Source organism: SAR202 cluster bacterium (genome assembly GCA_016872355.1).
Classification (GTDB): Bacteria; Chloroflexota; Dehalococcoidia; order Lucifugimonadales; family VGZY01; genus VGZY01.
Genome location: VGZY01000003.1, coordinates 39,769 through 62,536 on the forward strand (window position 1 = coordinate 39,769; position 22,768 = coordinate 62,536).

The 22,768-nt window shown below is 60.9% G+C and carries 22 protein-coding genes; 16 read left to right on the top strand and 6 right to left on the bottom strand.

The features are described 5' to 3' along the window. From FJ319_01300 to FJ319_01315, 4 genes are all read left to right on the top strand, one after another. Window positions 1–519, top strand: a complete 519-nt coding sequence (locus FJ319_01300) for a DUF3341 domain-containing protein (GenBank protein MBM3932933.1) — start codon at window positions 1–3, stop codon at window positions 517–519. Between the two features lie 4 nt (window positions 520–523). Then, window positions 524–1,210 (top strand): cytochrome c, encoded by a 687-nt coding sequence (locus FJ319_01305; GenBank protein MBM3932934.1) that lies wholly within the window; start codon window positions 524–526, stop codon window positions 1,208–1,210. A gap of 151 nt (window positions 1,211–1,361) precedes the next feature. Continuing rightward, the gene (locus FJ319_01310; protein ID MBM3932935.1) at window positions 1,362–2,243 is read left to right on the top strand and encodes an SGNH/GDSL hydrolase family protein; all 882 of its coding nucleotides are present in this window, start codon (window positions 1,362–1,364) and stop codon (window positions 2,241–2,243) included. Next, the gene (locus FJ319_01315) at window positions 2,240–2,515 is read left to right on the top strand and encodes a hypothetical protein (GenBank protein ID MBM3932936.1); all 276 of its coding nucleotides are present in this window, start codon (window positions 2,240–2,242) and stop codon (window positions 2,513–2,515) included. Before FJ319_01310 ends, FJ319_01315 begins: the two co-directional genes overlap by 4 nt. Here FJ319_01315 and FJ319_01320 read toward each other — a convergent pair. From FJ319_01320 to FJ319_01335, 4 genes are read right to left on the bottom strand one after another with little or no spacing between them, the layout of a single operon-like run. Beyond that, entirely contained in the window at window positions 2,512–2,691 is a 180-nt protein-coding gene (locus FJ319_01320) for a hypothetical protein (GenBank protein ID MBM3932937.1), read from the bottom strand. The two genes, FJ319_01315 and FJ319_01320, sit on opposite strands and share 4 nt — an antisense overlap. A gap of 30 nt (window positions 2,692–2,721) precedes the next feature. Further along, window positions 2,722–4,494, bottom strand: coding sequence for a hypothetical protein (locus FJ319_01325; protein ID MBM3932938.1), 1,773 nt, complete (start codon window positions 4,492–4,494; stop codon window positions 2,722–2,724). Window positions 4,495–4,504: 10 nt separating this feature from the next. Beyond that, window positions 4,505–4,774 (bottom strand): hypothetical protein, encoded by a 270-nt coding sequence (locus FJ319_01330; protein ID MBM3932939.1) that lies wholly within the window; start codon window positions 4,772–4,774, stop codon window positions 4,505–4,507. A gap of 12 nt (window positions 4,775–4,786) precedes the next feature. Further along, entirely contained in the window at window positions 4,787–5,527 is a 741-nt protein-coding gene (locus FJ319_01335) for a metal-dependent transcriptional regulator (protein MBM3932940.1), read from the bottom strand. A gap of 285 nt (window positions 5,528–5,812) precedes the next feature. On the opposite strand from FJ319_01335, the gene FJ319_01340 reads away from it, so the two are divergent. Further along, the gene (locus FJ319_01340) at window positions 5,813–6,523 is read left to right on the top strand and encodes a hypothetical protein (protein ID MBM3932941.1); all 711 of its coding nucleotides are present in this window, start codon (window positions 5,813–5,815) and stop codon (window positions 6,521–6,523) included. Window positions 6,524–6,627: 104 nt separating this feature from the next. On the opposite strand, the gene FJ319_01345 is transcribed toward FJ319_01340, so the two are convergent. Next, entirely contained in the window at window positions 6,628–7,683 is a 1,056-nt protein-coding gene (locus tag FJ319_01345) for a Gfo/Idh/MocA family oxidoreductase (protein ID MBM3932942.1), read from the bottom strand. 483 nt (window positions 7,684–8,166) lie between these two features. Here FJ319_01345 and FJ319_01350 point away from each other — a divergent pair, with 483 nt between their 5' ends. The 3 genes from FJ319_01350 to FJ319_01360 are packed head-to-tail and all read left to right on the top strand — an operon-like array spanning window position 8,167 to window position 11,593. Beyond that, on the top strand, window positions 8,167–9,351 hold the full coding sequence (locus FJ319_01350) for an ABC transporter permease (protein MBM3932943.1): 1,185 nt from the start codon (window positions 8,167–8,169) through the stop codon (window positions 9,349–9,351). Between the two features lie 15 nt (window positions 9,352–9,366). Continuing rightward, window positions 9,367–10,428, top strand: coding sequence for an ABC transporter ATP-binding protein (locus FJ319_01355; protein ID MBM3932944.1), 1,062 nt, complete (start codon window positions 9,367–9,369; stop codon window positions 10,426–10,428). Window positions 10,429–10,456: 28 nt separating this feature from the next. After that, window positions 10,457–11,593 (top strand): ATP-binding cassette domain-containing protein, encoded by a 1,137-nt coding sequence (locus FJ319_01360; protein MBM3932945.1) that lies wholly within the window; start codon window positions 10,457–10,459, stop codon window positions 11,591–11,593. A gap of 64 nt (window positions 11,594–11,657) precedes the next feature. Here FJ319_01360 and FJ319_01365 read toward each other — a convergent pair whose 3' ends face one another. Then, window positions 11,658–12,794 (bottom strand): amidohydrolase family protein, encoded by a 1,137-nt coding sequence (locus tag FJ319_01365; GenBank protein ID MBM3932946.1) that lies wholly within the window; start codon window positions 12,792–12,794, stop codon window positions 11,658–11,660. 156 nt (window positions 12,795–12,950) lie between these two features. Between FJ319_01365 and FJ319_01370 the strand changes: the two genes are divergently transcribed. The 8 genes from FJ319_01370 to FJ319_01405 all read left to right on the top strand — a co-directional run bounded on the left by FJ319_01370 (window position 12,951) and on the right by FJ319_01405 (window position 22,726). Then, the gene (locus FJ319_01370; protein ID MBM3932947.1) at window positions 12,951–13,304 is read left to right on the top strand and encodes a hypothetical protein; all 354 of its coding nucleotides are present in this window, start codon (window positions 12,951–12,953) and stop codon (window positions 13,302–13,304) included. Between the two features lie 289 nt (window positions 13,305–13,593). Further along, complete coding sequence (locus tag FJ319_01375) at window positions 13,594–14,340, top strand: phosphoadenylyl-sulfate reductase (GenBank protein MBM3932948.1); 747 nt, start codon at window positions 13,594–13,596, stop codon at window positions 14,338–14,340. Between the two features lie 117 nt (window positions 14,341–14,457). Then, on the top strand, window positions 14,458–16,182 hold the full coding sequence (locus FJ319_01380; protein ID MBM3932949.1) for a bifunctional sulfate adenylyltransferase/adenylylsulfate kinase: 1,725 nt from the start codon (window positions 14,458–14,460) through the stop codon (window positions 16,180–16,182). A gap of 172 nt (window positions 16,183–16,354) precedes the next feature. Continuing rightward, complete coding sequence (locus FJ319_01385; GenBank protein ID MBM3932950.1) at window positions 16,355–17,329, top strand: ribose-phosphate pyrophosphokinase; 975 nt, start codon at window positions 16,355–16,357, stop codon at window positions 17,327–17,329. Window positions 17,330–17,479: 150 nt separating this feature from the next. Further along, window positions 17,480–20,236 carry a preprotein translocase subunit SecA gene (gene secA / locus FJ319_01390; protein ID MBM3932951.1) on the top strand — a complete coding sequence of 919 codons (2,757 nt, stop codon included), beginning with the start codon at window positions 17,480–17,482 and terminating at the stop codon, window positions 20,234–20,236. A gap of 9 nt (window positions 20,237–20,245) precedes the next feature. Further along, the gene (locus tag FJ319_01395) at window positions 20,246–21,322 is read left to right on the top strand and encodes a hypothetical protein (GenBank protein ID MBM3932952.1); all 1,077 of its coding nucleotides are present in this window, start codon (window positions 20,246–20,248) and stop codon (window positions 21,320–21,322) included. Beyond that, entirely contained in the window at window positions 21,319–22,008 is a 690-nt protein-coding gene (locus FJ319_01400) for a PHP domain-containing protein (protein ID MBM3932953.1), read from the top strand. The genes FJ319_01395 and FJ319_01400 overlap by 4 nt, the downstream gene beginning before the upstream one ends. Before the next feature lie 112 nt (window positions 22,009–22,120). Next, window positions 22,121–22,726 (top strand): hypothetical protein, encoded by a 606-nt coding sequence (locus FJ319_01405; protein ID MBM3932954.1) that lies wholly within the window; start codon window positions 22,121–22,123, stop codon window positions 22,724–22,726. Window positions 22,727–22,768: the final 42 nt, after the last annotated feature.

The following is a 22,768-nucleotide window of genomic DNA, read 5'->3' on the forward strand; positions in this document are numbered from 1 at the left end:
GTGGCACTACGAAGCGTAATCGGTCTCTTCACAAACGAAGATTCCGCCGCCGACGCGATGGACGCGGTCCACGCGGCCGGCTTTAAGGAAAACGAGTACGAGATCCTGACGGGCACTCCGTACCCGGAAGGGACGTTCGGCGAGCACGAACCGAAGCACAAGCTGTACAGGTTCCCCCTGATCGGCGCGTCCTGCGGTTTTATCGTGGGCCTGCTGCTCACGGCAGGGACTCAGCTGGCCTTTCCCCTGGTGGTGGGCGGCAAGCCGCTTCTCTCCATCCCGGCGATGGCGATCATCATGTACGAAGGCACGATGCTCGGAGCGATCCTTTTCACGGTCGTCGGCATCGTCTTCGAGTCCAGATTGCCCAGGCTTTTCATGGGCGCCTATGACACGCGCATCACCGAGGGCTACATCGGCATAACCGTAACCGCGGATGAGAAGAGGATATCGAACGCCGAGTCCGTACTGAAGCGCGCAGGCGCGCTCGAGGTAAAGCGCGGTTGGGAGAGTGCATAGAGTAATGCGATTTTCGCTGTTCGGCGCCAGGAGAATAGTATCAGCCGTCCGACGCCCTGCCGGGCTACTGGCGTTGTCCGGTCTGGCGTTTGCCGCGATGGCCTGCAGCTACGACTCGAAGACAGGCGATACCGAGATCCATGGACTTGCGAAGTTTCAATCGCCGGTGTTTCCTGAGACCGGCTCGCACGCCTTCGTGCTCTTTTCGGAAATGCACTTCGCACCATCGTATCGCGCTCAGGAAGTACCCAGGCTTCTCCCGCCGGTAGACTCGGTACCTGTGACAGGTAAGGAGATTACCTTCAAGACGATCGAGCCGTACAGGGAGATGTCGGCCGCACCGGCCGGGGCGGACCAGTACGACGCCGCCCATGCGGTATTCCTGTATGATCGGAACTGCCTCGTGTGTCACGGAGCCGACCTGAAGGGCAACGGCCTTATTCGCACGATAGATTCCGCCACCGGCGATGGCCTGGCCATGAACCGCGGACCCTTCCCGTCCGACCTGACCGCCGACATCACGCAAAACTCGACGATCGGCGACATATACGCCTTCATTACGTTCGGCGGCCGCCAGGGCTTCGCAGCCTACTCCCGCGACCGCCAGACCACCTCCCCAATGCCACACTTCCAGCACCTCCTCTCCGAGGCGGACCGGTGGGCTTTGGCCCGTTACGTCCTGGAACACTGAGCGACGATTGCCTAGCCTGAATTTCACGGGGTGCAGAATGGACATTCTGCACCCCGTACCGTTTTTCCCAGAGCCTCCGTACTGGATTGTTTGCTTGGAAAGACCGAGAATGTGGACGTTGTCACTTGGTGGATAGTAGTCAGAAGGGACCATGTCGATGCTCTCCGTCGTAGCTCCCCTCGTTCGCAAACTCCTTCTCCTGTCCATTATCGCCGTCGTGAGCGCCGCTGTGGCGCTAGCCTCGTTGGGGCTCGTCGTGCTTCGCTTCATCATCCCCGCCCCGGACCTGCCAAGAGTGGCGTTCACCGACGGCGTGCTCAAAAACGCCCCCAACCAGGACGGCGTCGACCGTGTTAAGAACGAGATCAAGGCGCATTACCACGTGAATGCCGACGGCTGGATGTCGTCACACGACGACTACGTGGAAGTGAAGCCGCCAGGCGAGTACCGTGTCGCCGTGATAGGCGACTCCTACATTGAGGGGCTGCACATCGAGCCGGACGAGAATATGGCGGAGCTGATCGAGCAGCGTCTTGGCGCTACGAAGGCTGAGGTCTACCGCTTGGGAATCTCGGGCGCGTCCTTGGCGCAGTACCTGCACTTTTTGCGCGAGGAGGTACTGGACTATCAGCCCGACCTGGTCGTGATCTTCATGGTGCCAAACGACCTCCAGGAGTCGTACCGCCCGGCCCAGGGCTCTTACACCGGCAGTTACATGAAGATCAATATTGATGGAGGCGAGGTAACCGGCGAGGTGGCCCCGAAACCCTATACCGACCCCTGGTACGCCGGGATCACCGCCACCTCAGCTACGTGGCGCTACCTCCGCCATCGCGAGAAAAACGACTTCCAGGCGGTCAAAGACATCATCCTCGGCGCGAGGGACCTCCGCCTGCCGGAGCGCGAAACTACCACCGTGCCCGTGGCCATCACGGCCCCGAAGACCGACCCGCGCAACATAGTCGCAGCGCGATACCTGTTCGGCAAAATACAGGAGGAAGTTGAGGGAAGGGGGTCAGGCTGCTGCTGGTGATGGACGGAGAGCGCAGGCAGATATACTCCGGCGACGATTCGCCCACAGCCATGACGGTGCTGGTCCGGGACGTGAAGGCGGAGGCGGACAAGCTGGGCATTCCTTTCCTGGACATGCAGCCCGTCTTCAAGGAAGACTACGCGCGTAACGGTAAGCGGTTCAACTTGGTTGAAGACACCCACCTCAACCAGTACGGCCACTCCGTCATAGCGGACGCCATCCTGCGCCACATCAACGAGGCCGGCCTTCGTAAGGCCGCCGCCGGTACCTAGAAGAGCGTATAAAGGAAAGGCCCCACACCCGTCGCGCTGCCCACCACGATGATGATACCAAAGACGAGCAGCACCGATACCATGGGTATCATCCACCACAGCTTGCGCGACCAGAGGAACGCCAGCAGCTCCCCTGCGATCCCTAGCTTCCCGCCTATGTCCCGGATCACCGACATCCTTGCCGTCCTGTACCCTTGTCGATGCGTTTAGGACTTGTCCACGATGTAGCGGCCTATTATGAGTGTGTCCAGTCCGCTGTTCGCGAAGGTCCTCACCGCGTCGGCCGGGGAGTTCACGATCGGTTCGCCGCGCACATTGAATGAGGTATTCAGCAGAACCGGCACTCCCGTAACTTCGCCGAACCTGCGGATAAGCTCATGATATAGAGGGCTGGTTTCCCTGTAAACCGTTTGCACCCGCGCCGTGCCCATGTGGCTCACAGCCGGCACATCCCCTGCGCGCGCGCCTTGCACATCCACCACGAGCAGCATGAACCGGTCCGCCATTCCGCAATCGCCTTCCGGCAGCCTGAAGTACCCCCTTGCCGCCTCCGAGGTCACCGACGGCGCGAACGGACGGAAGGGCTCGCGGAACTTGACCTTGGCGTTGACGATGTCTTTCATCTCGGCCCTGCGGGGGTCCGCCAGGATGCTCCGGTTGCCCAGCGCGCGCGGCCCCCACTCGGCCCGCCCCTGGTGCCAGCCCACCACCTTGCCGGCGACAAGGCGAGCGACCACATCGTCCAGCAGCTTCTCCTCGCTTTCCGCCTTGCGCCACGCCACCCCAGCGCTGCGCAGCGCCGCTTCCGCTTCCACCTCACCGAACTCTTCCCCCCAGTACGCGTGGTCCATCACGAACCTCTTTGCAGGCCCAAAGGCCTGCGCCGCGTATAGAGCCGCCCCGAGCGACCCGCCTCCGTCGCCTGCCGAAGGCTGCACGTACAACCGCTTCATCGGCGAATCACGCAGGATACGGGCGTTCGCTACGGAGTTCAGCGCAACCCCGCCGGCAAGGCATAGAGTGTCCAGGCCCGTCTCCCTGTGCGCGATGCTCGCCAGGTCCACCACCGCCTCCTCGACGAACGCCTGCACACTGGCGGCGATGTCCGCGTAGCGCTGGTTCTGCTCCAGCATCCCCGCGTAGTCCGGCGGTCGCTCTCCGAAATAGGCCGGGTAACCGGTGTCACGCGTGAAGAACGGCGCTTCCGGGTTTCGTGCCGGGCCGAAAAGTTGAGTGAACTTGCGGGTATACGGCCTGCGAGTCGTGTGGTGGAAAGAGAAGTATCGCGGGTCCAGCCACAGCGCACCGTCCGGTCCTCGCCTTGCAATTTCCCGCACCCGGTCAAGGTATAAAGGCGAGCCGTACGGCGCCATCCCCATAACCTTGTACTCGCCTTCATTCACCTCGAAGCCGAGGAATGCCGTGAAGGCGCTGTAAAGCAGGCCGAGAGAGTGCGGGAAACGGAGCTCCTGCTCTATTTGCACCGCCGGCCCGCTCGCCCTCCCAATCGTCGTGGTCGCCCATTCCCCAACCCCGTCAAACGTCAGGATGGCCGCTTCCTCGAACGGAGAGCACAGGTAAGCGCTGGCAGCGTGGGATAGGTGGTGGTCGGAGAAGAGCACGCGATTGCGGTCTATCCCCAGGGCACCCTGGATATGCCCTGCAATCCAGAGCTTGTCGAACATCCACGTCCGCATGCTCTGGACGAACATCCAGTAAGAGCGCGGATACCCGGCGATTGCGGTCTTGATCAGCCGCTCGAACTTCATGAACGGCTTCTCGAAGAAGACAACGTAGTCCAGGTCGCTCCCGGCAACCCCTGCTCGGAGCAGGCAAAAGTCGATCGCATTCTGAGGGAAACTGTAGTCGTGCTTCTTGCGGGTGAAGCGCTCTTCCTCCGCCGCAGCTATCAATTCGCCGTCTTCAATAAGGGCTGCTGAAGCGTCGTGGAAGTAACAGGATATGCCCAGGATCCGCATTTCGGGCCTTCTACCCCTGGCTGCGCAGATAGGTCTGTGGATCGCCTACCGGCGCGCGGCGCACCCATCCGCTCTTGCCGGGCCGTAGTCTGAGGGGGTCGGCAATAAGGCCGAAAGGTAGGAAGAGCAATGTCATAAAGAACCAGTACACAAGCGTGAGAATGATCGCCATCTGGACCGTGCCCAGGATATGGGCAATCTTGAGCCACCGGTCCCACGCCCGCCTGAACAGGCTCTCTTCGGGTACTTTCCTGGCCGGGGCGGAGGCGTCGTTGCTCACGGGGCCCCCTCGCTACTTGGCCTTGTTGAGGCAGACCCAGATTCGCTCGGCAACAACATACCCCACAACCACTTCACTGGCGCTTCCGGACGATAACCGGATCACTCCGCGGTACGGGGCGGCTTCGGTCACGGTAAATTTCTGGCCGGGGATGAGGCCGTTGGTGACGAAGTACTCCAGTAGCGTCTGGTCGTCTTCCGGCACACGGTCAATGACCAGGTTCTGGCCCTGCTTGACCGCGCTGAGGCGAAAAGAGTCTTTCGGAGGGATGTAGCCGCTTCCCGGTATGGGATGGCCGAAAGGGCATGTGCCGGGGTTGCCCAGGCGGTTGACTATCTTGTGCGCAAGCTCAGGGGAAATGGCGTGCTCGAGCCTGTGGGCCTCAACATGGGCCTTGTGCATCTCCAGCCCCAGCAGGTCCACCACCATCCGCTCCGCCAGGCGGTGCCTGCGGACCATGCTCTCCGCCGCCTTGCGCCCGGATGGGGTGAGGACAATATCTTTGTTGTTCGCAGTGGACTCTACCAGTCCCTCCCGGAATAGCCGGCCCAACATGCCGCTGACGCTAGGCAGCGAAGTCCCCAGCCCTTCACCTACCGGCAGCCGCTTGAGCTGCTCCGCCAGTTGAGTCGAAGTTACGCGCACACCCTGCTCCTCCAGCTGGAGTATGGAGAGAAGGTAGTTCTCAGCCGCTGGAGAAAGGCGGGTTTCCGACATGCGCGACTTCGGGGACCTGGGGTTCAACGGCGCCATATGCCCTCATCAGGCGTCTGAATTAGAGACTGAATGTAACACTTACCTATGGGGCAGTCAACGCAACCCACATTCCGGCGGGTTGCGTTGAGTAATCGAATGGTTTACAGATAGCTAGGAGGAAACGACTGTGGTATTATTCAGATTGCAGTCTTTGCTCTTGCGATTTGCTGTAGCCTTGAAATGACTCCCCGGACCGACACAGGGAGCGTTTCCGTTTGACCTGTTGCCGGGCATGAGCATTTTAGGCAAGTCCCAGGGACGAGAGGAATACAGAGAAAGGTCATGCCAGACGAAATGGAAGCTACGGTTAGCAAGCCGAAGGCGAAGGCCGTCCCGGCGCAACGAACAGAGGCCGGAATGGACTGGCCAAGGTTACGTTTCGCCCTTGCCATGGGTGTATTTGCGGCGGCCCTGGGCGCGGTCACACTCCTTATTAACTTCCTCACACAGGCCGAGTTCTTCCAGGTGCCGGAAAGACTCCCGCTCAGCCACACTCTCCTCTTCGGTGTGTGCGGGGCACTGCCCGGCTTCCTGATGGTCGCCCCTGCGGCCTACCTTATGTACGGCGTCAAGCCCGTCTTTCGGAAGGGCAAACGTGAGCCGCGCAGCCTGATAGCGTGGATCACCCTCGGCTTCACTTACGCCTTCTTTTACTCCCTTCTGGCCGGAGGCGTCTTCCTCCCAATAGGCCAGTACATGGTACTTTTCCTGTCCAGCCTTTACGGCGTTCCAAACCTGGTAGTCAAGTTCATCGACCTCGCTACCGCGGACTGGTATACGCTGGGCATTCTCAACAGCTTTAAAATTGTGTACACGTGCCTCGTTGCCGGTGCGTTCTTCGGGCCAGGCGCGTGGGTCATAGACAAGTTCAACACCTCGGCAGACAAGAAGACGGCCGAATACGGGACATGGGCTGTCGTGGCAGTATTCAGCATCATACCGCTGCTGCTTTTCGCGTTCTCTTCCGAGTCCCTCCTTTCCAAGCTGGGATAGGCCACAGGTCAATCGACAAATATAGAAGGAGGATGTGGTCGGCGGGCTTGCCCGCCGACCACATCCTCCTTCTTTTATCTTCAGACAGGGGCTATGTCCGGGCCTTAATTTGGCACAGTTACCAGCCTACCGCCCTCCTGGTGGGACTTCAGGAAGCCGAGCATGATCTGTAGCACCTTCCTGCCTTCCGTGGCGGAGGAGATGCTCTGCCCGCCCTTCTCAAGGATGTCGAACATCTCCTCGTAGGCCGCAACGAGGCCGTGGACCTGGAAGAAGTCAGGTCTGAGTGTGAGCCTGAGCAGGTCGCCGGGACCCGGCCCCGCAGTCTGAAGCTCCGCCGTTCGGTCCTCCAGTCCAAAATTGATCTGCCCGTTTGGGCCGCTTAGCTGTACCGTGTACGTCGCCAGAGTGTTTTTCATTCCGGCGTAGTGGGTCCGGACACCGTTCTTGAAAATAATGAAGCCGCTCACGCCCGGGTCGTTCGCCGGCTCCCGCCCACCGTCCCCCTTGTACCTGTCCCAATGGTCGAAGCCGTCCTCCAGCCTGGCAAAGACCTGCACCGGTTCGGAGTCCGCAAAAAAGCTCACCGCGTCGAGCATGTGCGTACCGTTGCGGAAGAGCATCGCCCTCGGGCCGCCAAGCGTCGCGACGATGCTGCTGAGCTGGCCTATGCTGCCAGCGCGAATAGTGTCGCGCACCTTGTGGTAAAGGGGCGCCCATCGCCGTGTGTGGCCTACTACCAGCAGTGTCCCGTTCTTGAGGCACGCATCGATCATCCGGTCCGCGTCTTCCAGGCTGGTTGCTATTGGCTTCTCGCAAAAGATCGCCCTGACACCTGCATTGGCGGCGTCTACCGTTATGTTGGCGTGGAGGTTGTCCGGGGTTACTACCGTGAGGGCGTCCAGCTTCTCCTTCGCGAGCATCTCTTTGTACGAGGTGTACACATTCGCTTTCGGCCACTTGGCGCCCCACGTCTTTTTGAAATCTTCCAGTAGCTCCGGCTTGAGGTCACACAGGGCCGCAACTTCCGCCCGTGGATTCAGGGCAAGGCAGGAAGCGTGAGAGACTATTATCTGGTTCTTGAGAGGGTAGGGGGGCGGCGCTTTGGGAGCGCTCGCCGCAATCCATGTTCCGCCGACGATTCCGACTCGATATGCCATTCGAAATTGACCTCACAATGGAATTATGACTATTACTAAGGAGGGCAGCGGCTGAAGTATACCTGCGTTCAGGTGGCCCTACAAGCCGAATACGTAATCGTCGCCGAAGATGTGGATTGATGAAAAGTTCGAGTGCATGTACTATAATCTTGACTGAAGCAGCGCACCATATATAATTGTCTGCTATCGAAAGGTACCGTCGTTTTCGCGTCTCACCGGACTAGGCGCACCACTTGCCGCAGGAGGGGTGTTGTCTTGACACGGAAGCCGCAAATAGATTACGGTACTCGCGATTAAAATGGGTGAGCACACCCTCAAGCAGTTATGGTGAAATACTGCGAGCGGCGAAGAGTGAACGCTTGCACGCAGTACCCGGGCTGCTCGGTGCCAGCCCCTCTTTTGTGGTCGGCCAATCCCAAGTCGGCGTGTGTAGTGCGGATCCCTTTGTTGTAGACTCTTGGCAGCTCTAAAGGAGTGCGGTTAATGGCAGACCAGGCCTCGCAGCAACCCAACCCCACCGTTCAGGACCAGCAACACGAGGAGTACAACGTTGCTTCTCAGTGGAAGCTGATGTGGTGGCGCTTCAGGAAGCACAAGGCCGCAATGATCTCGGCAGTTATTCTGGGCATTTGCTATCTGGCCTTCCCGTTTTCCGAGTTCCTCGGAATCGGTGAGCCGGGACGAATCACCGAGCCGTATCACTACCTTCGGCCTCAGGTCATCCGCTTTTTCGATAATGGTAGCTTTAGCCCCCACGTCAACGGACTCAGACCTTACCGTGACCTCAAGACTTTCCAGAAGAAGTACCAGACCCTTCCCAACCTGAAGTACCCGGTCCGCCTCTTTGCTTCCGGCTACGAATACAAGATGTTTGGCTTCATCAATACAAACAAGCACATTCTTGGGTTCTCAGACCCTAACGTGCTTACTCAGGACACCACAATGCCTGACGGCACGGTGCTGCCCAGCCGTCCGTCGCTCTTCCTGCTCGGCAGCGACTCGCTCGGGCGTGATAGCTGGTCCCGCCTTGTCCTATCCAACCGCATTTCGCTCTCCATCGGCATGATCGGCGTGGCCATCAGCCTCGTCGGTGGAATCGTGATGGGAGGCATATCCGGCTACTACGGCGGCGTGGTAGACACGATCATCCAGCGTATCATTGAAATCAAGGGCGGTATCCCAACCCTTCCGCTGTGGATGGGCCTGTCCGCCGCCGTGCCTCGCGACTGGACAGTCTTGCAAGTGTACTTCGGTATTACGCTGGTGCTCTCCATATTCGCTTGGACCGGTATGGCGCGCACCGTGCGCGGCAAATTCTTGGCCCTCCGCGAGGAGGACTACGTAATGGCCGCGCGCATCGCCGGCGCGCCCGAGGGCCGCATAATGTTCCGGCACATGCTGCCGGGCTTCTACAGCCACATCATCGCTTCCATAAGCTTGTCCATCCCCGGCATGATCATCGGAGAGACGAGCTTGAGCTTCCTTGGGCTGGGCCTCCGGCCCCCGGCGGTCAGCTACGGCATCATGCTGATCGAGGCGCAGAACCCGGTTACGGTGGCCCTGTATCCGTGGCTCATGTTCGTGGCGCTGCCGGTAATCATCATCGTCCTGGCCTTCAACTTCCTGGGTGACGGTCTCCGCGACGCGTCCGACCCATACGGCAAATAATCACTAGGAGGAATAATGACCGAGAATAACAACGACTTTCTTATTCGAGTCAGAGACCTGAAGGTCCACTATGCCACCGATGAGGGCGTGGTGAAGGCCGTGGACGGCGTCAACTTCGAGCTCAAGCCCGGCGAGACGCTCGGCGTCGTGGGCGAGAGCGGGTGCGGCAAGAGCACCGTCGGCAGGGCGATTCTGAACATCGTCGAGAAGCCCGGCAAGATCGAGGACGGCACTATCGAGTGGAAGATGTCTCCCGGCCCGGACTCCGACATAGTGGACATCTCCAAGGAGGCGCCGAACGGGCGCCTGATGCGCGGGATCCGCGGCGCGGGAATCGCGCTGATCTTCCAGGAGCCGATGACATCGTTCAGCCCCTTGCACACCATCGGCAACCAGATGGCGGAGGCGATTCGCCTTCACACGGACCTGACAGAGATGCAGATTGAAGAGCGCTCCAAGGAGCTGCTCAAGATGGTCGGCATCCCGAACGCGGAACAGCGCCTGAAGGAGTACGCCTGGCAGCTCTCCGGCGGTCTTCGCCAGCGCGCGATGATCGCAATGGCCCTCTCCTGCGAGCCCAGGCTGCTCATCGCCGACGAGCCGACAACGGCTCTCGACGTGACGACACAGGCACAGATTCTAGACCTGATGCGCCAGCTCCAGCAGCGGAACGGCATGGGCATCGTCCTCATCACCCACAACCTGGGCGTGGTGGCGGAAATGTCGGACAAGATCGCAGTCATGTACCTGGGCAAGGCCGTTGAGACCGGCCCAGTGGACGATGTGTTCCATAACCCGCAGCACCCATACACTCAGGGCCTGCTGCGGTCGATTCCCAGCATCTACACCAGGGGCCACGGCAAGCTGCCCTCTATTCCGGGTAGCATTCCTCACCCCTTCAACCGGCCTTCGGGTTGCACCTTCCGGCCGCGGTGCCCGTCATTCATGCAGGGCGTATGCGACGTGCACGTGCCCACCTTCCAGGCCATCAAGGGCACCAACCAGCAGGTACGATGCTTCCTGCATCACCCGCCGAAAGAGGCGGAACAGCCCAAAGAGGTGACAACACGTGGTTGAGGCCAAGACTTCCAACGAAACTCTGACGATGTCCCACCCGGACTCGCTGCTTGAGGTCCGAAGTCTCAAGAAGTACTTCCCGATCATGAAGGGCTTCATGAAAAGGCAGGTCGGCGCGGTCAGGGCCGTCGACGACGTCAGCTTCGAGATCAAGCAGGGCGAGACCCTCGGCCTGGTGGGCGAGAGCGGATGCGGCAAGACCACAACCTCCCGCTGTATCATGAGGGCCATCGATCCTTCCTCCGGCGATATTCTGTTCAAGACGGAGACCGGGGAGGTGGTGGATGTTTCCACCATCGATAAGGAGCCGTTGCGCGAGCTGCGCAAGGACATGCAGATGATTTTCCAGGACCCGTTCACTTCGCTTAACCCGCGCATGTCGCTCCTGGACATCGTGGGCGAGCCTCTCCTGGTGCACGGGGAGAAGAGCTCCAAGGCCAGGCGGGACCGCGTAGCGGAGCTGCTGAGGCTCGTGGGCCTCCGGCCGGAGTACATGCGCCGCTTCCCGCACGCCTTCTCCGGCGGCGAGCGCCAGCGTATCGGTATTGCGCGCGCCCTTGCCCTGAACCCCAGGCTGGTGGTCGCCGACGAGCCTGTGTCCGCGCTGGACGTATCCGTCCAGGCCCAGGTCATCAACCTGCTCTCGGACCTCCAGCAGCAGCTGCACCTGACGTACCTGTTCGTGGCCCACGACCTCTCGATCGTCCGCCACATCTCCGACCGCGTCGCGGTCATGTACGTCGGCAAGGTCGCGGAGCTCGCGCCCACGGAGATGCTCTTCGAGAACCCGCTGCACCCGTACACGTCCGCGCTGCTGCAGTCGGTGCCTATACCTGATCCGCGCCTGCGCAAGGCCCGCTTCGTCCTTCAGGGCGAGGTCGCCAGCCCGGCGAACCCGCCATCCGGCTGCTACTTCCACCCGCGCTGCCAGTTCGCCGTTGAACGGTGCCGCGTGGAAAACCCGCCGCTGCGCGAGGTTAAGGACAAGGGCCACTACGTGAGCTGCCACAGGGCAGAGGAGCTCCAACTCCCGGGCATCACGAAGGTCGGCATCAACAAGCAGTCGAAGCTCGGCGCCGCGCCTTCCGCCAAGCCCGCCGCTTCGTCCGCTGCGAAGCCTGCAGCGCCCGCCGCCCAGCCGCCGAAAGAAAATACCAAGAAGTAGTCTCCCGGCCGGCGAACATTGATGATTTGAACTGCGCCCCGACTTGTCGGGGCGCAGTTGTTTTCTATCCACCCCCCACGACCTGACCCTCTCGAATGGTCGCCACGGCCTCCAGCACCGGCCCTGGGCGGACGGCGCCGGAAACGTCGGCCAGCGCCTGCGCGGCATGGTTCCACCGGAGCACCGCAATATCGGCGCATGCGCCCGGGGCCAGGACGCCGATCTCTCCTTCCATCCCAAGGACCTTCGCGGGTCGCAGCGTGGTGCGCGTGAGCGCCTCTTCTAGCGCCATGCCTGCGGCTACGAGCTTCGAGATCGTTCGGGGCAGATCGTGCCTGGGCCGGAGGCCCGTGTGCCGTTTGTACTGGTCGGTGGAAATTGTGTCGGGGAGGAACCCCTGCGCAATGGCTGCCTCCGCGACAGCGAAATCGAAGGAGGCCATTCCGTGGCCGATGTCGAATAGCACGCCGCGGTCCCGCGCATCCCGCACGGCATTGAGTATGCGCCCATTCGCGTCCAGGATATTGTTCGGCCCTTTGTGGAAGCAGTATGTAATCACGTCGCCGGGCCGGAGCAAGGCCATCTGCTCCGCTATTGGCCAGTCGTACGGCTCCCAGCGGTTGCCGAACATGATCGGCCGCCCGGTGCTCTCCGCGATTTCCAGCGCGTGTTCCATTACCATTCCTGGGTCTGCCTTCCCCGTCGCGGCGCTGGAAACGTTGACGGATACCCCCCAGATACTCCCGGGGTTGGAATTGATGGCCGATACCGCTGCCTCAACATCCAGGTCTTCCGGATTTTCGAAGCAATACCCGGGCGGCTCCTCGCCGTTTCTTGACACACTCAGCGCGACCAAAACCCGCGTCTTCGATGGGCGGATAACGTGTTCCATGTACCGGTTCCAGTTGGCGGCGCCGGGGTCCCCCTGTGACATGATCGTCGTCGTTCCCCGCGGAAGGACCAGCCGATCGGGTCCGATGCCGTATTTCCAATCATCAGGCGCAGGGTGCGTGTGCAGGTCTATCAGTCCCGGCACAGCGATGCCGTCCGGGAACTCCAGCACCCGACCGGCCCGGCCGCCCACTTTCTTCCCCGCCGTCGCGATGCGGCCCCCGGCAACGGCTATCTCACCCGGGCCGTCGATGCCTGTGGCGGCGCAAAAGACGCGCTCAGCCCTTATTAACATGTCGAAATCGGCCATTTGCCCCTCCGGACCGGACGGTATAGCTCAGCTCGCATTGTAGCCGGGCGGGTTGCCCGCCGCCACATTGCATCAGTGCCGAATGGGCGCTATACTCGGCGAATCGAAAGCGATACGTAACCTGAAAGCGACCCTTTCCCTCGGAGCGAAAATCGTATGGCGGATGAAGCGAGAAGGCGCGAGCCGACCGGCTCTCAGCGTTCACAAGACGAAGGCCGCAAAGACACGTTCGATGTCTACACAGACCAGTTCACCATTACCCTAACGCCTTTCGGCGCCAACCTTTCCTTCGGCGTGCGCGATGCCCACCCGACGCAGGGACAGCCGGCTCGAACGGAGCAGCACGGCACCGTCCGCATGAGCGTGGAGCACCGGAAGGTCACGGTCATGATTATCCGCCGCCAGGTCATGAAGGTAGAGATGCAGACGGGCATAAAGGCGGAAGTGCCTCGTGACGTCCTCAACCAGTTCCACATATCCCCGAAGGACTGGGACCAGTTCTGGAAGTAGTGAGTGGTGAGTAGAGAGTAATGAGTTCCTGAAGAGACCGGAAGTCGTTGACAATGGCCGCCGGCTGGCAATACACTAGTCAGGCAATGATTGTGAAAATGTCCACAAACAACTACAACGCCTGTGCGTGTGCCTGTTGTGAGTCCGCTCGGGGGAATCGAGCGGCTGGTGGACCACGTGTGTCGCAAGGCAGGCACATCTAGCTTCTATTAGCCGGTAACTTTCAAGCCCCTCGAGCGCACTTTGTGTTCGAGGGGCTTTTTATTTTGTCCCAGAAAAGAGTAGCCGAATGACTGAACAGGTATCTGGAAGCAAGTCTCGGGGTGCAGTGGACGCCGAAATAGCGTCGCTGGTGACGGAGAGCGAAGGCTGGACAGCCCGCCGGGTGATCGAATGGACGCTCGGGCGGTACGGGAGGAAGGCCGCCTTCGTCACCAGCTTCCAGGCGGAGGGGATGGTCATCCTGGACATCGCGCTCTCCCTGGACAGGACTGCGCGCGTGCTCACAATCGATACGGGCCGCCTGCCCCCTGAGACCTATGAGCTCATAGACCGCGTCCGCGAACGGTACGGCGTTGAGGTGGAAGTTGTCCATCCAGACCATTCCGAGCTGACGAGCTTCGTGACCTTGCACGGGGTGAACGCCTTCTACAGGAGCGTGGAGATGCGACGGATGTGCTGCTACTTCCGCAAGGTCAGCCCTCTCAATCGCGCCCTCGCCGGCTCTCAGGCCTGGGTCACGGGTCTCACCCGGGGACAGAGCGAGGGGCGCGCCAGTACACCCAAAATCGAGATCGACCTGGCCCATGACGACATTATCAAGGTGAACCCGCTGGCAGACTGGAGCAACGACCAGGTGTGGGGTTACATCCGGGAGCACGGCATCCCGTACAACGCGCTCTACGACGCGGGGTATCCCAGCATCGGCTGCGCCCCCTGCACCCGGCCGGTGCGGGCAGGGGAGGACTCCCGGGCGGGCAGGTGGTGGTGGGAGACAGACCAGCCGAAGGAGTGTGGGTTGCACGTCAAGAGTTAAGAGTTGTGAGTTGGGAGTAGTGAGTTGATGAGTTGGAGCGCAGCGCGGTGAGACCGCGCAAATACACCGAACAAAACTGGAAAGGAAAACGACTTGACGACGAAATTTGTGAATAAGCTGATTGCGCCCTACGGCGGAAGCCTCGTGGACCTGCTGGCGAAGGAGGACGGCGCCGCCGACCTGAAGCGCCACGCGGCGACGCTACCCTCGGTGCAGATTTCGGACACGGCGGTTTGTGACCTGGAGCTGCTGGCGACAGGCGGCTTCTCCCCGCTGGACCGTTTCATGGGCAAGGCAGACCTCCAGAGGGTAATGGACGAGATGCGTCTGGCCGGCGGGGTCGTCTTTCCCATTCCCGTAACTCTGCCGGTGGAGCCCGGCCCCGCCATCGTTCCCGGTCAGGACATTGCACTGCGGGATAGCAAGAACAACCTCCTGGCGGTGATGACCATCGAAGAGGCCTACGAATGGGACCGGAGCGAGCTTGCCCAGAAGGTCTACGGCACCACGGACCCGAAACACCCGATCGTTGCCGAAATGGCCCGCTGGGGCAGCGTTAACATCTCCGGGCGCCTCCGGGTGGTCCAGCTCCCTCGTCGTATCGACTTCCAGGAGCTGCGCCTCACACCCGCCCAGGTCAGGGAGCGGATATCAGGCTTCGGCGTGCAGAACGTCGTGGCGTTCCAGACACGCAACCCCCTCCATCGCGTCCACGAAGAGCTTACCAAGCGAGCGGCGCGCGAGGTGAACGGCGCTCTGCTCCTTCACCCCAGCGTGGGCATGACGAAACCCGGGGATGTGGACCATATTACGCGAGTACGTAGTTATAAAGCCCTTACAGAAAACTACTACGTACCCGGCTCCGTCCTCCTCTCGCTCCTCCCGCTCGCGATGCGGATGGGAGGCCCTCGCGAGGCGCTCTGGCACGCGATAATCCGCCGCAACTACGGCGCCAACAACTTTATCGTCGGCCGCGACCACGCAGGCCCCGGCAACGACTCCTCCGGCAAGCCCTTCTACGGCCCATACGACGCCCATCAGCTGGTATCCAAATTCGAATCCGAGATCGGCGTGAAGATGGTGCCGTTCAAGGAGCTGCTGTACATACCTGATGAAGACCGGTATGAGGAGGTGGACCGGATCGCGCCGGGGACGAAGACAGCCAATATCTCCGGGACGCAGGTGAGGACCGACTACCTGGCCAAGGGGCGGCTGCTGCCGGCGTGGTTCACCCGGCCCGAGGTGGCCGTCGTCCTGCAGGACACATACCCCCCCAGGCACAAGCAGGGCGTGTGCTTGTGGTTCACAGGCCTGAGCGGCTCCGGCAAGTCCACCACCGCAGAGATCGTAACGGCCAGGCTCATGGAGGTTGGCCGGCAGGTAACCGAACTCGACGGAGATGTCGTCCGCACCCACCTCTCCAAGGGTCTCGGCTTCTCAAAAGAGGACCGCGATACCAATATCCGGCGCATCGGCTACGTTGCCACTGAGATAGTTCGCCACGGAGGCCTGGTGATATGCGCCGCCGTCAGCCCGTACCGGGCGCACCGGAACGACGTGCGAGCGATGGTCGGCGCTGAGAATTTCGTCGAGATCTTCGTGGACACTTCTCTCGACGTGTGCGAAGGACGGGACGTCAAAGGGATGTACGCCAAGGCCCGCCGGGGGGAGATAAAGGGCTTCACGGGGATAGACGACCCCTACGAGGCGCCGGAGAGCCCAGAGCTTACTTTGGATACTGTGCGGTTTTCGGCCGAGGAGAACGCACTCAGGGTGGTTGATTACCTGGTGGAGAAGGGGTTCCTGCTTAACGCGGGGAGCAAAGCCTCCGTAACCCATTAGGGCGATTCGAATGAGGGCCCCAGCCGGTTGGGGCCCTTTCTTTTTTACGCGCTACGAATACCGTCATTCAAGGTTCTCTGTGCTATAATGCGCAGTGCTTACGGCCTGCGGGTTGCGGCGCGTGGTTTCGCCGGTAGGCCCGCAGATTCCATACGGAGAGCTCCCCACCGTCATGCCCCTATTCGAGGACCTTAAGGTATTTACCGGCAACTCTCACCCCGCCCTTGCCAGGGACATCTGCGCCTACCTGGGAATAGCCTTGAGCCCGGCGGACGTGTTCAAGTTCGGCAATGATGAGACATTCGTGCAGATCAAGGAGAACGTGCGGGAGAAGGATGTCTTCATTGTCCAGCCGATCTCCAAGCCGGTGAACGACCATCTTATGGAGCTCTGGATCATGATCGACGCCGCCAGGCGAGCGTCGGCGGGCAGGATAACGGTTGTCATCCCGTACTACGCGTACGGTCAGACGGACAAAAAGGACCAGCCCAGGGTGGCAATTACAGCGCGGCTGGTGGCGGACTTCCTCACGGTAGCCGGCGCGAACCGCATCCTCACGATGAACCTGCACACCGGGCAAATCCAGGGGTTCTTCAACATCCCCTTGGACGAGTTGGACGCAATTCCACTGCTGGCCCAGCAGATACGCGAGAAGGGGCTCAAGGACCTCGTCGTCGTCGCGACGGACGTGGGGGCGGCCAAGCGTGCGAGAAAAATGGCAGACTACCTGCCGGACTCCTCAATCGCCATCGTTGAGAAGATGCGGCTCGGGAACTCCGAGAAGGTGGCCGCCGCCAATGTGATCGGCAAAGTTGAAGGCAGGACCGCGTTGATTGTGGACGATGTGATCAACAGCGGCGGGTCGGTAATCGCGGCGGCCGAGATACTGAAGCAGCACGGAGCCGGCGACATCTACTGCACGGTTGTGCATCCGGTGCTGGCAGGAAAGTCGTCGGACAAGCTTTCTGCGAGCCACATCAAAGAGTTCATCGTGACGGACAGCCTGCCCGTTGGGCAGGAGAAGCGGTTTGACAAGCTGCAGGTGGTCTCGGTGGCTTCGCTCCTTGGCGAAGCGATACACCGCATCCACAGCGGCCTTTCCGTCGGTGCCATGTTTGACGGGAAGGGAACGACGCGCCGCGGGTAGGAAGTCTGAAAGCCGAATATGTGATAACCTGCCACCCATCTGTTATCGGATGGGTGGCTGCGTTTGTTGGAGAGTGTCAATCAGGATTGGTATACTCAGGTGGTGGAGGGCGGGGAGCGTGCAGTTAGAAACTAAGGAAGAGTGAACCTGATGTTTAAGGGTTTGAAGAACATCCTTGGCGGTGCGTCTTCTGAGAAGGTCATCGCGGAGTACATGAAGGATGTCGCGGAGATTAACCGGATCGAGCCGGAGATGCAGGCGCTTACGAACGAGCAGCTCCGTGCGAAGACTGATGAGCTCAGGCAGGGCTTGAAAGACGGCGCATCGCTGGACGACCTGATGGCGGAGGCCTTCGCTCTCGTAAGGGAGGCGGCCAAGCGCACGCTGGGCCAACGGCATTTCGACGTCCAGCTTATCGGCGGCATGGCCCTTCACGACGGCAAGATCGCCGAGATGAGGACGGGTGAGGGCAAGACCCTCGTGGCCACGTTGCCGGCCTATTTGAACGCCCTGACCGGCACTGGTGTGCACGTTGTTACAGTCAACGATTATCTGGCCAGGCGCGACGCGCACTGGATGGGCGCCATCTACAATCTCCTGGGCCTGAGCGTCGGCGTGCTTCAGCATGAGTCTTCTTATTTCTACGACACTTCTACCGACGGCGGGCCAAAGGGAGCGGAGCACCTGCGGCCGGTGCTGCGAAGGGACGCGTACGCGGCAGATATAACCTACGGCACCAACAACGAGTTCGGCTTCGACTACCTGCGCGACAACATGGTCATCGACCTGCGCCAGCGCGTGCAGCGGCCGCTCGTTTTCGCCATCGTCGACGAGGTGGACAACATTCTGGTCGACGAGGCGCGAACGCCTCTAATCATCAGCGGCCCGGCGGAGGAGTCCGCCAAGGACTACATCCGCTTTGCCCGGCTCGCCACGAGCCTGCGTGAGGAGGATGACTACACCATAGACCAGAAGCATCGCACCGCCTCGCTTACGCCGGAAGGCATCGACCGGCTGGAGAAGTTGGTCAACGTCCAGAACCTATACGCGCCCGAAAACGTGAAACTGGTCCACTTCGCCGAGAACGCCTTGAAGGCCCACGCAATCTTTCAGCGTGACCGTGAATACGTTGTGAAAGACGGCGAGATCATAATAGTGGACGAGTTCACGGGCCGTCTCATGCCTGGCAGGCGCTATTCCGACGGCCTGCACCAGGCACTGGAGGCCAAGGAAGGCGTCCCGGTCCAGCGTGAGACGATTACGTATGCGACCATCACCCTGCAGAACTACTTCCGCCTGTACAAGAAGTTATCGGGTATGACAGGTACGGCGGCAACCGAGTCTGAGGAGTTCTGGAAGATTTACAAGCTTGACGTGGTCAGTGTGCCTACCAACAAGGCAATGGTCCGCCAGGACAATGCGGACTTCATCTTCCGCGACCAGAAGGCGAAGTACAACAACATCGTCAAGGAGATTGAGGAACGCAGCAAGAAGGGCCAGCCGGTCCTTGTCGGCACGACCGACATCGCAAAATCGGAGATGTTGAGCGATATGCTTCGGAAGCGCGGCATAACGCACGAGGTGCTCAACGCCAAGCAGCACGAGCGCGAGGCGGCGATCGTCGCGCAGGCGGGCCGCCCGGGCGCGGTGACGGTGGCGACGAACATGGCGGGCCGCGGGACGGACATCATCCTCGGCGGCAACCCCGGCATGCTGAATATCCCTAAAGAGCAGTGGGAGTCCAACCACAAGAAGGTCGTGGAGTTGGGCGGTCTCTGCATCATAGGCTCTGAAAAGCATGAGGCCCGCCGCATCGACAATCAGCTCCGAGGTCGCGCCGGACGCCAGGGCGACCCGGGCGAAAGCCGTTTCTTCGTCGCGCTCGATGATGATCTGATGAAGCGGTTCGGTGGCGACCGGATTCGGGCCGTCATGGACTGGGCGGGCATGGAAGAGGACCAGCCTATCGAACACAAGCTGATGGCGAAGTCCGTCGAGAACGCCCAGATCAAGGTGGAGGCGCACCACTTCGACATACGCAAGCACCTGGTGGACTACGACGATATCGTGAACACGCACCGCACCGTCATCTACGGAGAGCGGGAGAAGATCCTCGGCGGGTCGGACCTCAGGGCCAACATACAGGACCTGGTTGAGAAGGAGCTCCGGGAAATCATCAACAGGCATATCAAGGGAGTGCCGCAGGAGTCCTGGGACGTTGAGGCCCTGATTGCTGAGCTCCAGACGGTGATCCCTCTGGACGAAGAGCTTTCCGACCCGGACGCAGTTGGGCAGATGGCCCCCGAAGAGGTTGAGGAGTTCGTTCTTGACCTGGCGGAGCAGCGGTACGAGGAGCTTGAGGAAAGGCTCACGCCGGAAGTCCTGCGGTCAGTTGAGCGGGAGTTGATGCTCCGCGTGATCGACAACCACTGGGTCCAGCACCTGACTGCAATGGAGAACCTGCGCCAGGGAATCGGCCTGCAGGCAGTCGGTCAGCGCGACCCTCTGGTGGCTTACAAGAAGGAAGGCCATGAGCAGTTCCAGGGACTACTTGACCGCATCCAGTACGACATCGTGCATATGATCTTCAACGTCAGGGTCCGGCAGGAGCAGCCGCAGCAGCGGCAGCAATCGGTCCAGGCGGTCAGGCAACCGGCCCCTCAGTCGGCCCAGCCTGCGGCATCGCAACAGACGGCGGAGCCTGCGCAGGCCGCCGCGCCGTCTCCTGCCACCGCGCCGAGGGCCGTGCCCGCCGAGGACCACAGCAAAAGCGTAATGGCCAAGGTCATGGGCACTGCGCCGGTAGCGAAGGGTGCGTCGGCGGTCTCAGGCGTCGCGAAGGTCGGCAGGAACGACCCATGCCCCTGCGGCAGCGGGATGAAGTACAAGAAGTGCCACGGGGCGTAGCGCTGGTCAATGAACAACGCTGAGATTTCCGAGATATTCGATAATATTGCCGGCCTGCTCGAGATGAAGGACGAGCAGCTTTTCAAGGTGCGCGCGTACCAGCGGGTCGCCCGGGCGATCGGCCACCTGCCGAGCGAGGTGGCGCAGATGGTGCGCGACGGGAAGAGCCTCCAGGAAATTCCGGGCATCGGGAAGGCGATCGCAGAGAAGATTACCCAGCTTGTGACAACCGGTAAAATGCCCTTCTATGAGAACCTGAAGGCGGAGTTCCCGGAAGGTATTCTCGAGATAATGCACGTTCCCGGAGTTGGCCCAAAGACGACGAGGCGGCTGTGGAAGGAGCTGGGCGTGACGACCGTGGCGGAGCTGGAGGCGGCGGCGACTGACGGTCGCGTGGCGGCGATGGAGAGGATGGGCGTCAAGAAGGCCGAAAACATTCTCAAGGAGATCCACTCCACAAGCGTGAAGGAGACGCGCATCCCGATTGCCCGGGCGATGCCCGCGGCGGAGCGCGTCGTAGCCGCGTTGAAGGCGCAATGCCCGGGCATCCTGCGGCTGGAAATAGCCGGAAGCCTCCGGCGGTACGAGGAAACGATCGGCAACATTGATCTCGTATGCGCCACCCCAAACCCGGGCGAAGTGATCGACGCCCTGGTGAAGTTGCCGAACGTGACGGGCATTCCGGAGCAGGGCGATGCGAAGGCTTCAGTTGTCCTCAGTGAAGGAATCCAGGTTGACCTGCGCATCGTAGATGAAAGTAGCTTCGGGACAGCGGTCCAGTACTTCACCGGAGGCGAGCATCATAACGAGCGTCTGCGCGAGTATGCCGGCAAGCTGGGACTATCTGTCAGTGAACACGAAGTAACAAACACCCAAACGGGTGATGCGCAACGGTTTGCCGCAGAAGAAGATTTCTACAGCCGGCTGGGGCTCCAGCATCTTCCGCCGGAGCTGAGGCAGGGGAGCATCGAGCTTGACGCCGCGGGGTCCAGGACCATCCCCCAACTTGTCGAGCTTCGCGACCTGAAAGGGGACCTGCACGTCCATACCAATTGGAGCGATGGCCGCGCGACTCGTCAGAGATGATGATTCGGGCGGCGAAGGCCAGGAGCTACCAGTACGTGGCCATCACGGACCACTCGGTGGGCCGGGGAGTGGCGAACGGGCTGACGCTGGAGCGCCTCAAGGAGCACATCGCGGAGCTGAGACGGCTCGAGGCCGAGATAGGCGGCATCAAGGTGCTCTGCGGCTCCGAGGTGGATATCCGGGCGGATGGGACCATGGACTACCCGGACGAAGTGCTAGCCGAGCTGGACTGGGTAATCGGCTCCGTGCATTCCGCGATGGGGCGGGATTCGGAGACCGTCACGGCCCGTGTCATCCGCGCGATGCACAACCCGTATGTGACCGTCATTGGCCACCTTTCCACGAGGCTCATCGGCGAGCGCAGGCCGTTAAATGCCGACTATGAAGCGATCTTCCGGGCGGCTGCAGAGACGGGCACTGCAATGGAGATCAACGCGAGCCCGGAGAGGCTGGACATCAAGGACGCTCATATCTACCGGTGCCGGGATCTCGGCGTGAGGATGGTTATCAGCAGCGACGCGCACACGACCGAAAGGCTGGACAACCAGCGCTACGGGATCGGCATTGCGCGGCGCGGCTGGTGCGAGGCAAAAGATATTCTGAATACTTTGCCCGTTGACGACTTCAAAAGCTTTCTCAAGATACCCAAATCACAACGCGCGAGGGGCGTTGGGTCACATGCTTGAACAGCAAATTGCGGAGGCGTTGCTTAACGCCTCGTCACCTCAAGTGTCTATACTTCACCTCAGGCAGGCTCTGTCTGAAGGCCGCGACTGGCCTTCAGCGCTCCTGGAGGCCATGGCGCTGTGGACCCCTCCATCCGAGACTATCGACGGCAGGGATTACCGTTACTTTATTGGCGGCGAGGCGTTCGACGGCCTTCTACTTGCAGAGCGGCTTCTAGGCGAGGTTGAGGGGCTCGTTCCGGCAGGGGAGGCCGAGGAGCTGTTCTTTGCCGGCCGCTTCCCCAAGGCGTTCGATTCGCAGAAGTTCAAGGACCTGCTGGGCGTCGAGAAGTACCGCGGGTACCTGAACTTCTACTATGGGGTGACAGTCGAGGCGGCCCTGCAACTGGCCGTCGAGATGGAAGTGGAGAAGCGGTGCATAAGCAACGGAATTCTCTACGTGCGTGACTACTCGGAGCAGGCATTCGCGAAGATCTACCACAAGTCGCAGGAAGAGCTTCTGGAGATGTTCAGGGAGGCTAATGGGACGCCGCAGAGCGAAGAGATCGAATTCTCAGAGCTTAACGAGTTTACGTACTGGCTCTTCAAGTACCGCTGGAAGTACAGCGACAAGGCGAAGATCGCCAGCGACACGCGCAAGGGAATGGAGATGCTCTCACGCATGGAAAGCGCAGGTAAGCGCGTCCGTGGCTTGGTGCAGGTGCCGGTGGAGGCGTGAGCGGGGTCCCCGGTGTCGCCTCCCCGAGCTGGCGCATTGCCA

What these genes read in the sequence shown, in the direction of transcription:
- FJ319_01360 (MBM3932945.1), top strand. Translation starts at nt 10,457, where the DNA reads ATGTCCCACCCGGACTCGCTGCTTGAGGTCCGAAGTCTCAAGAAGTAC.
- FJ319_01395 (MBM3932952.1), top strand. Translation starts at nt 20,246, where the DNA reads ATGAACAACGCTGAGATTTCCGAGATATTCGATAATATTGCCGGCCTG.
- FJ319_01320 (MBM3932937.1), bottom strand. Translation starts at nt 2,691, where the DNA reads ATGTCGGTGATCCGGGACATAGGCGGGAAGCTAGGGATCGCAGGGGAG.
- FJ319_01335 (MBM3932940.1), bottom strand. Translation starts at nt 5,527, where the DNA reads ATGGCGCCGTTGAACCCCAGGTCCCCGAAGTCGCGCATGTCGGAAACC.
- FJ319_01400 (MBM3932953.1), top strand. Translation starts at nt 21,319, where the DNA reads ATGATGATTCGGGCGGCGAAGGCCAGGAGCTACCAGTACGTGGCCATC.
- FJ319_01375 (MBM3932948.1), top strand. Translation starts at nt 13,594, where the DNA reads ATGACTGAACAGGTATCTGGAAGCAAGTCTCGGGGTGCAGTGGACGCC.
- FJ319_01305 (MBM3932934.1), top strand. Translation starts at nt 524, where the DNA reads ATGCGATTTTCGCTGTTCGGCGCCAGGAGAATAGTATCAGCCGTCCGA.
- FJ319_01310 (MBM3932935.1), top strand. Translation starts at nt 1,362, where the DNA reads ATGTCGATGCTCTCCGTCGTAGCTCCCCTCGTTCGCAAACTCCTTCTC.
- FJ319_01355 (MBM3932944.1), top strand. Translation starts at nt 9,367, where the DNA reads ATGACCGAGAATAACAACGACTTTCTTATTCGAGTCAGAGACCTGAAG.
- secA (MBM3932951.1), top strand. Translation starts at nt 17,480, where the DNA reads ATGTTTAAGGGTTTGAAGAACATCCTTGGCGGTGCGTCTTCTGAGAAG.
- FJ319_01365 (MBM3932946.1), bottom strand. Translation starts at nt 12,794, where the DNA reads ATGGCCGATTTCGACATGTTAATAAGGGCTGAGCGCGTCTTTTGCGCC.
- FJ319_01350 (MBM3932943.1), top strand. Translation starts at nt 8,167, where the DNA reads ATGGCAGACCAGGCCTCGCAGCAACCCAACCCCACCGTTCAGGACCAG.
- FJ319_01370 (MBM3932947.1), top strand. Translation starts at nt 12,951, where the DNA reads ATGGCGGATGAAGCGAGAAGGCGCGAGCCGACCGGCTCTCAGCGTTCA.
- FJ319_01345 (MBM3932942.1), bottom strand. Translation starts at nt 7,683, where the DNA reads ATGGCATATCGAGTCGGAATCGTCGGCGGAACATGGATTGCGGCGAGC.
- FJ319_01340 (MBM3932941.1), top strand. Translation starts at nt 5,813, where the DNA reads ATGCCAGACGAAATGGAAGCTACGGTTAGCAAGCCGAAGGCGAAGGCC.
- FJ319_01385 (MBM3932950.1), top strand. Translation starts at nt 16,355, where the DNA reads ATGCCCCTATTCGAGGACCTTAAGGTATTTACCGGCAACTCTCACCCC.
- FJ319_01325 (MBM3932938.1), bottom strand. Translation starts at nt 4,494, where the DNA reads ATGCGGATCCTGGGCATATCCTGTTACTTCCACGACGCTTCAGCAGCC.
- FJ319_01405 (MBM3932954.1), top strand. Translation starts at nt 22,121, where the DNA reads ATGGCGCTGTGGACCCCTCCATCCGAGACTATCGACGGCAGGGATTAC.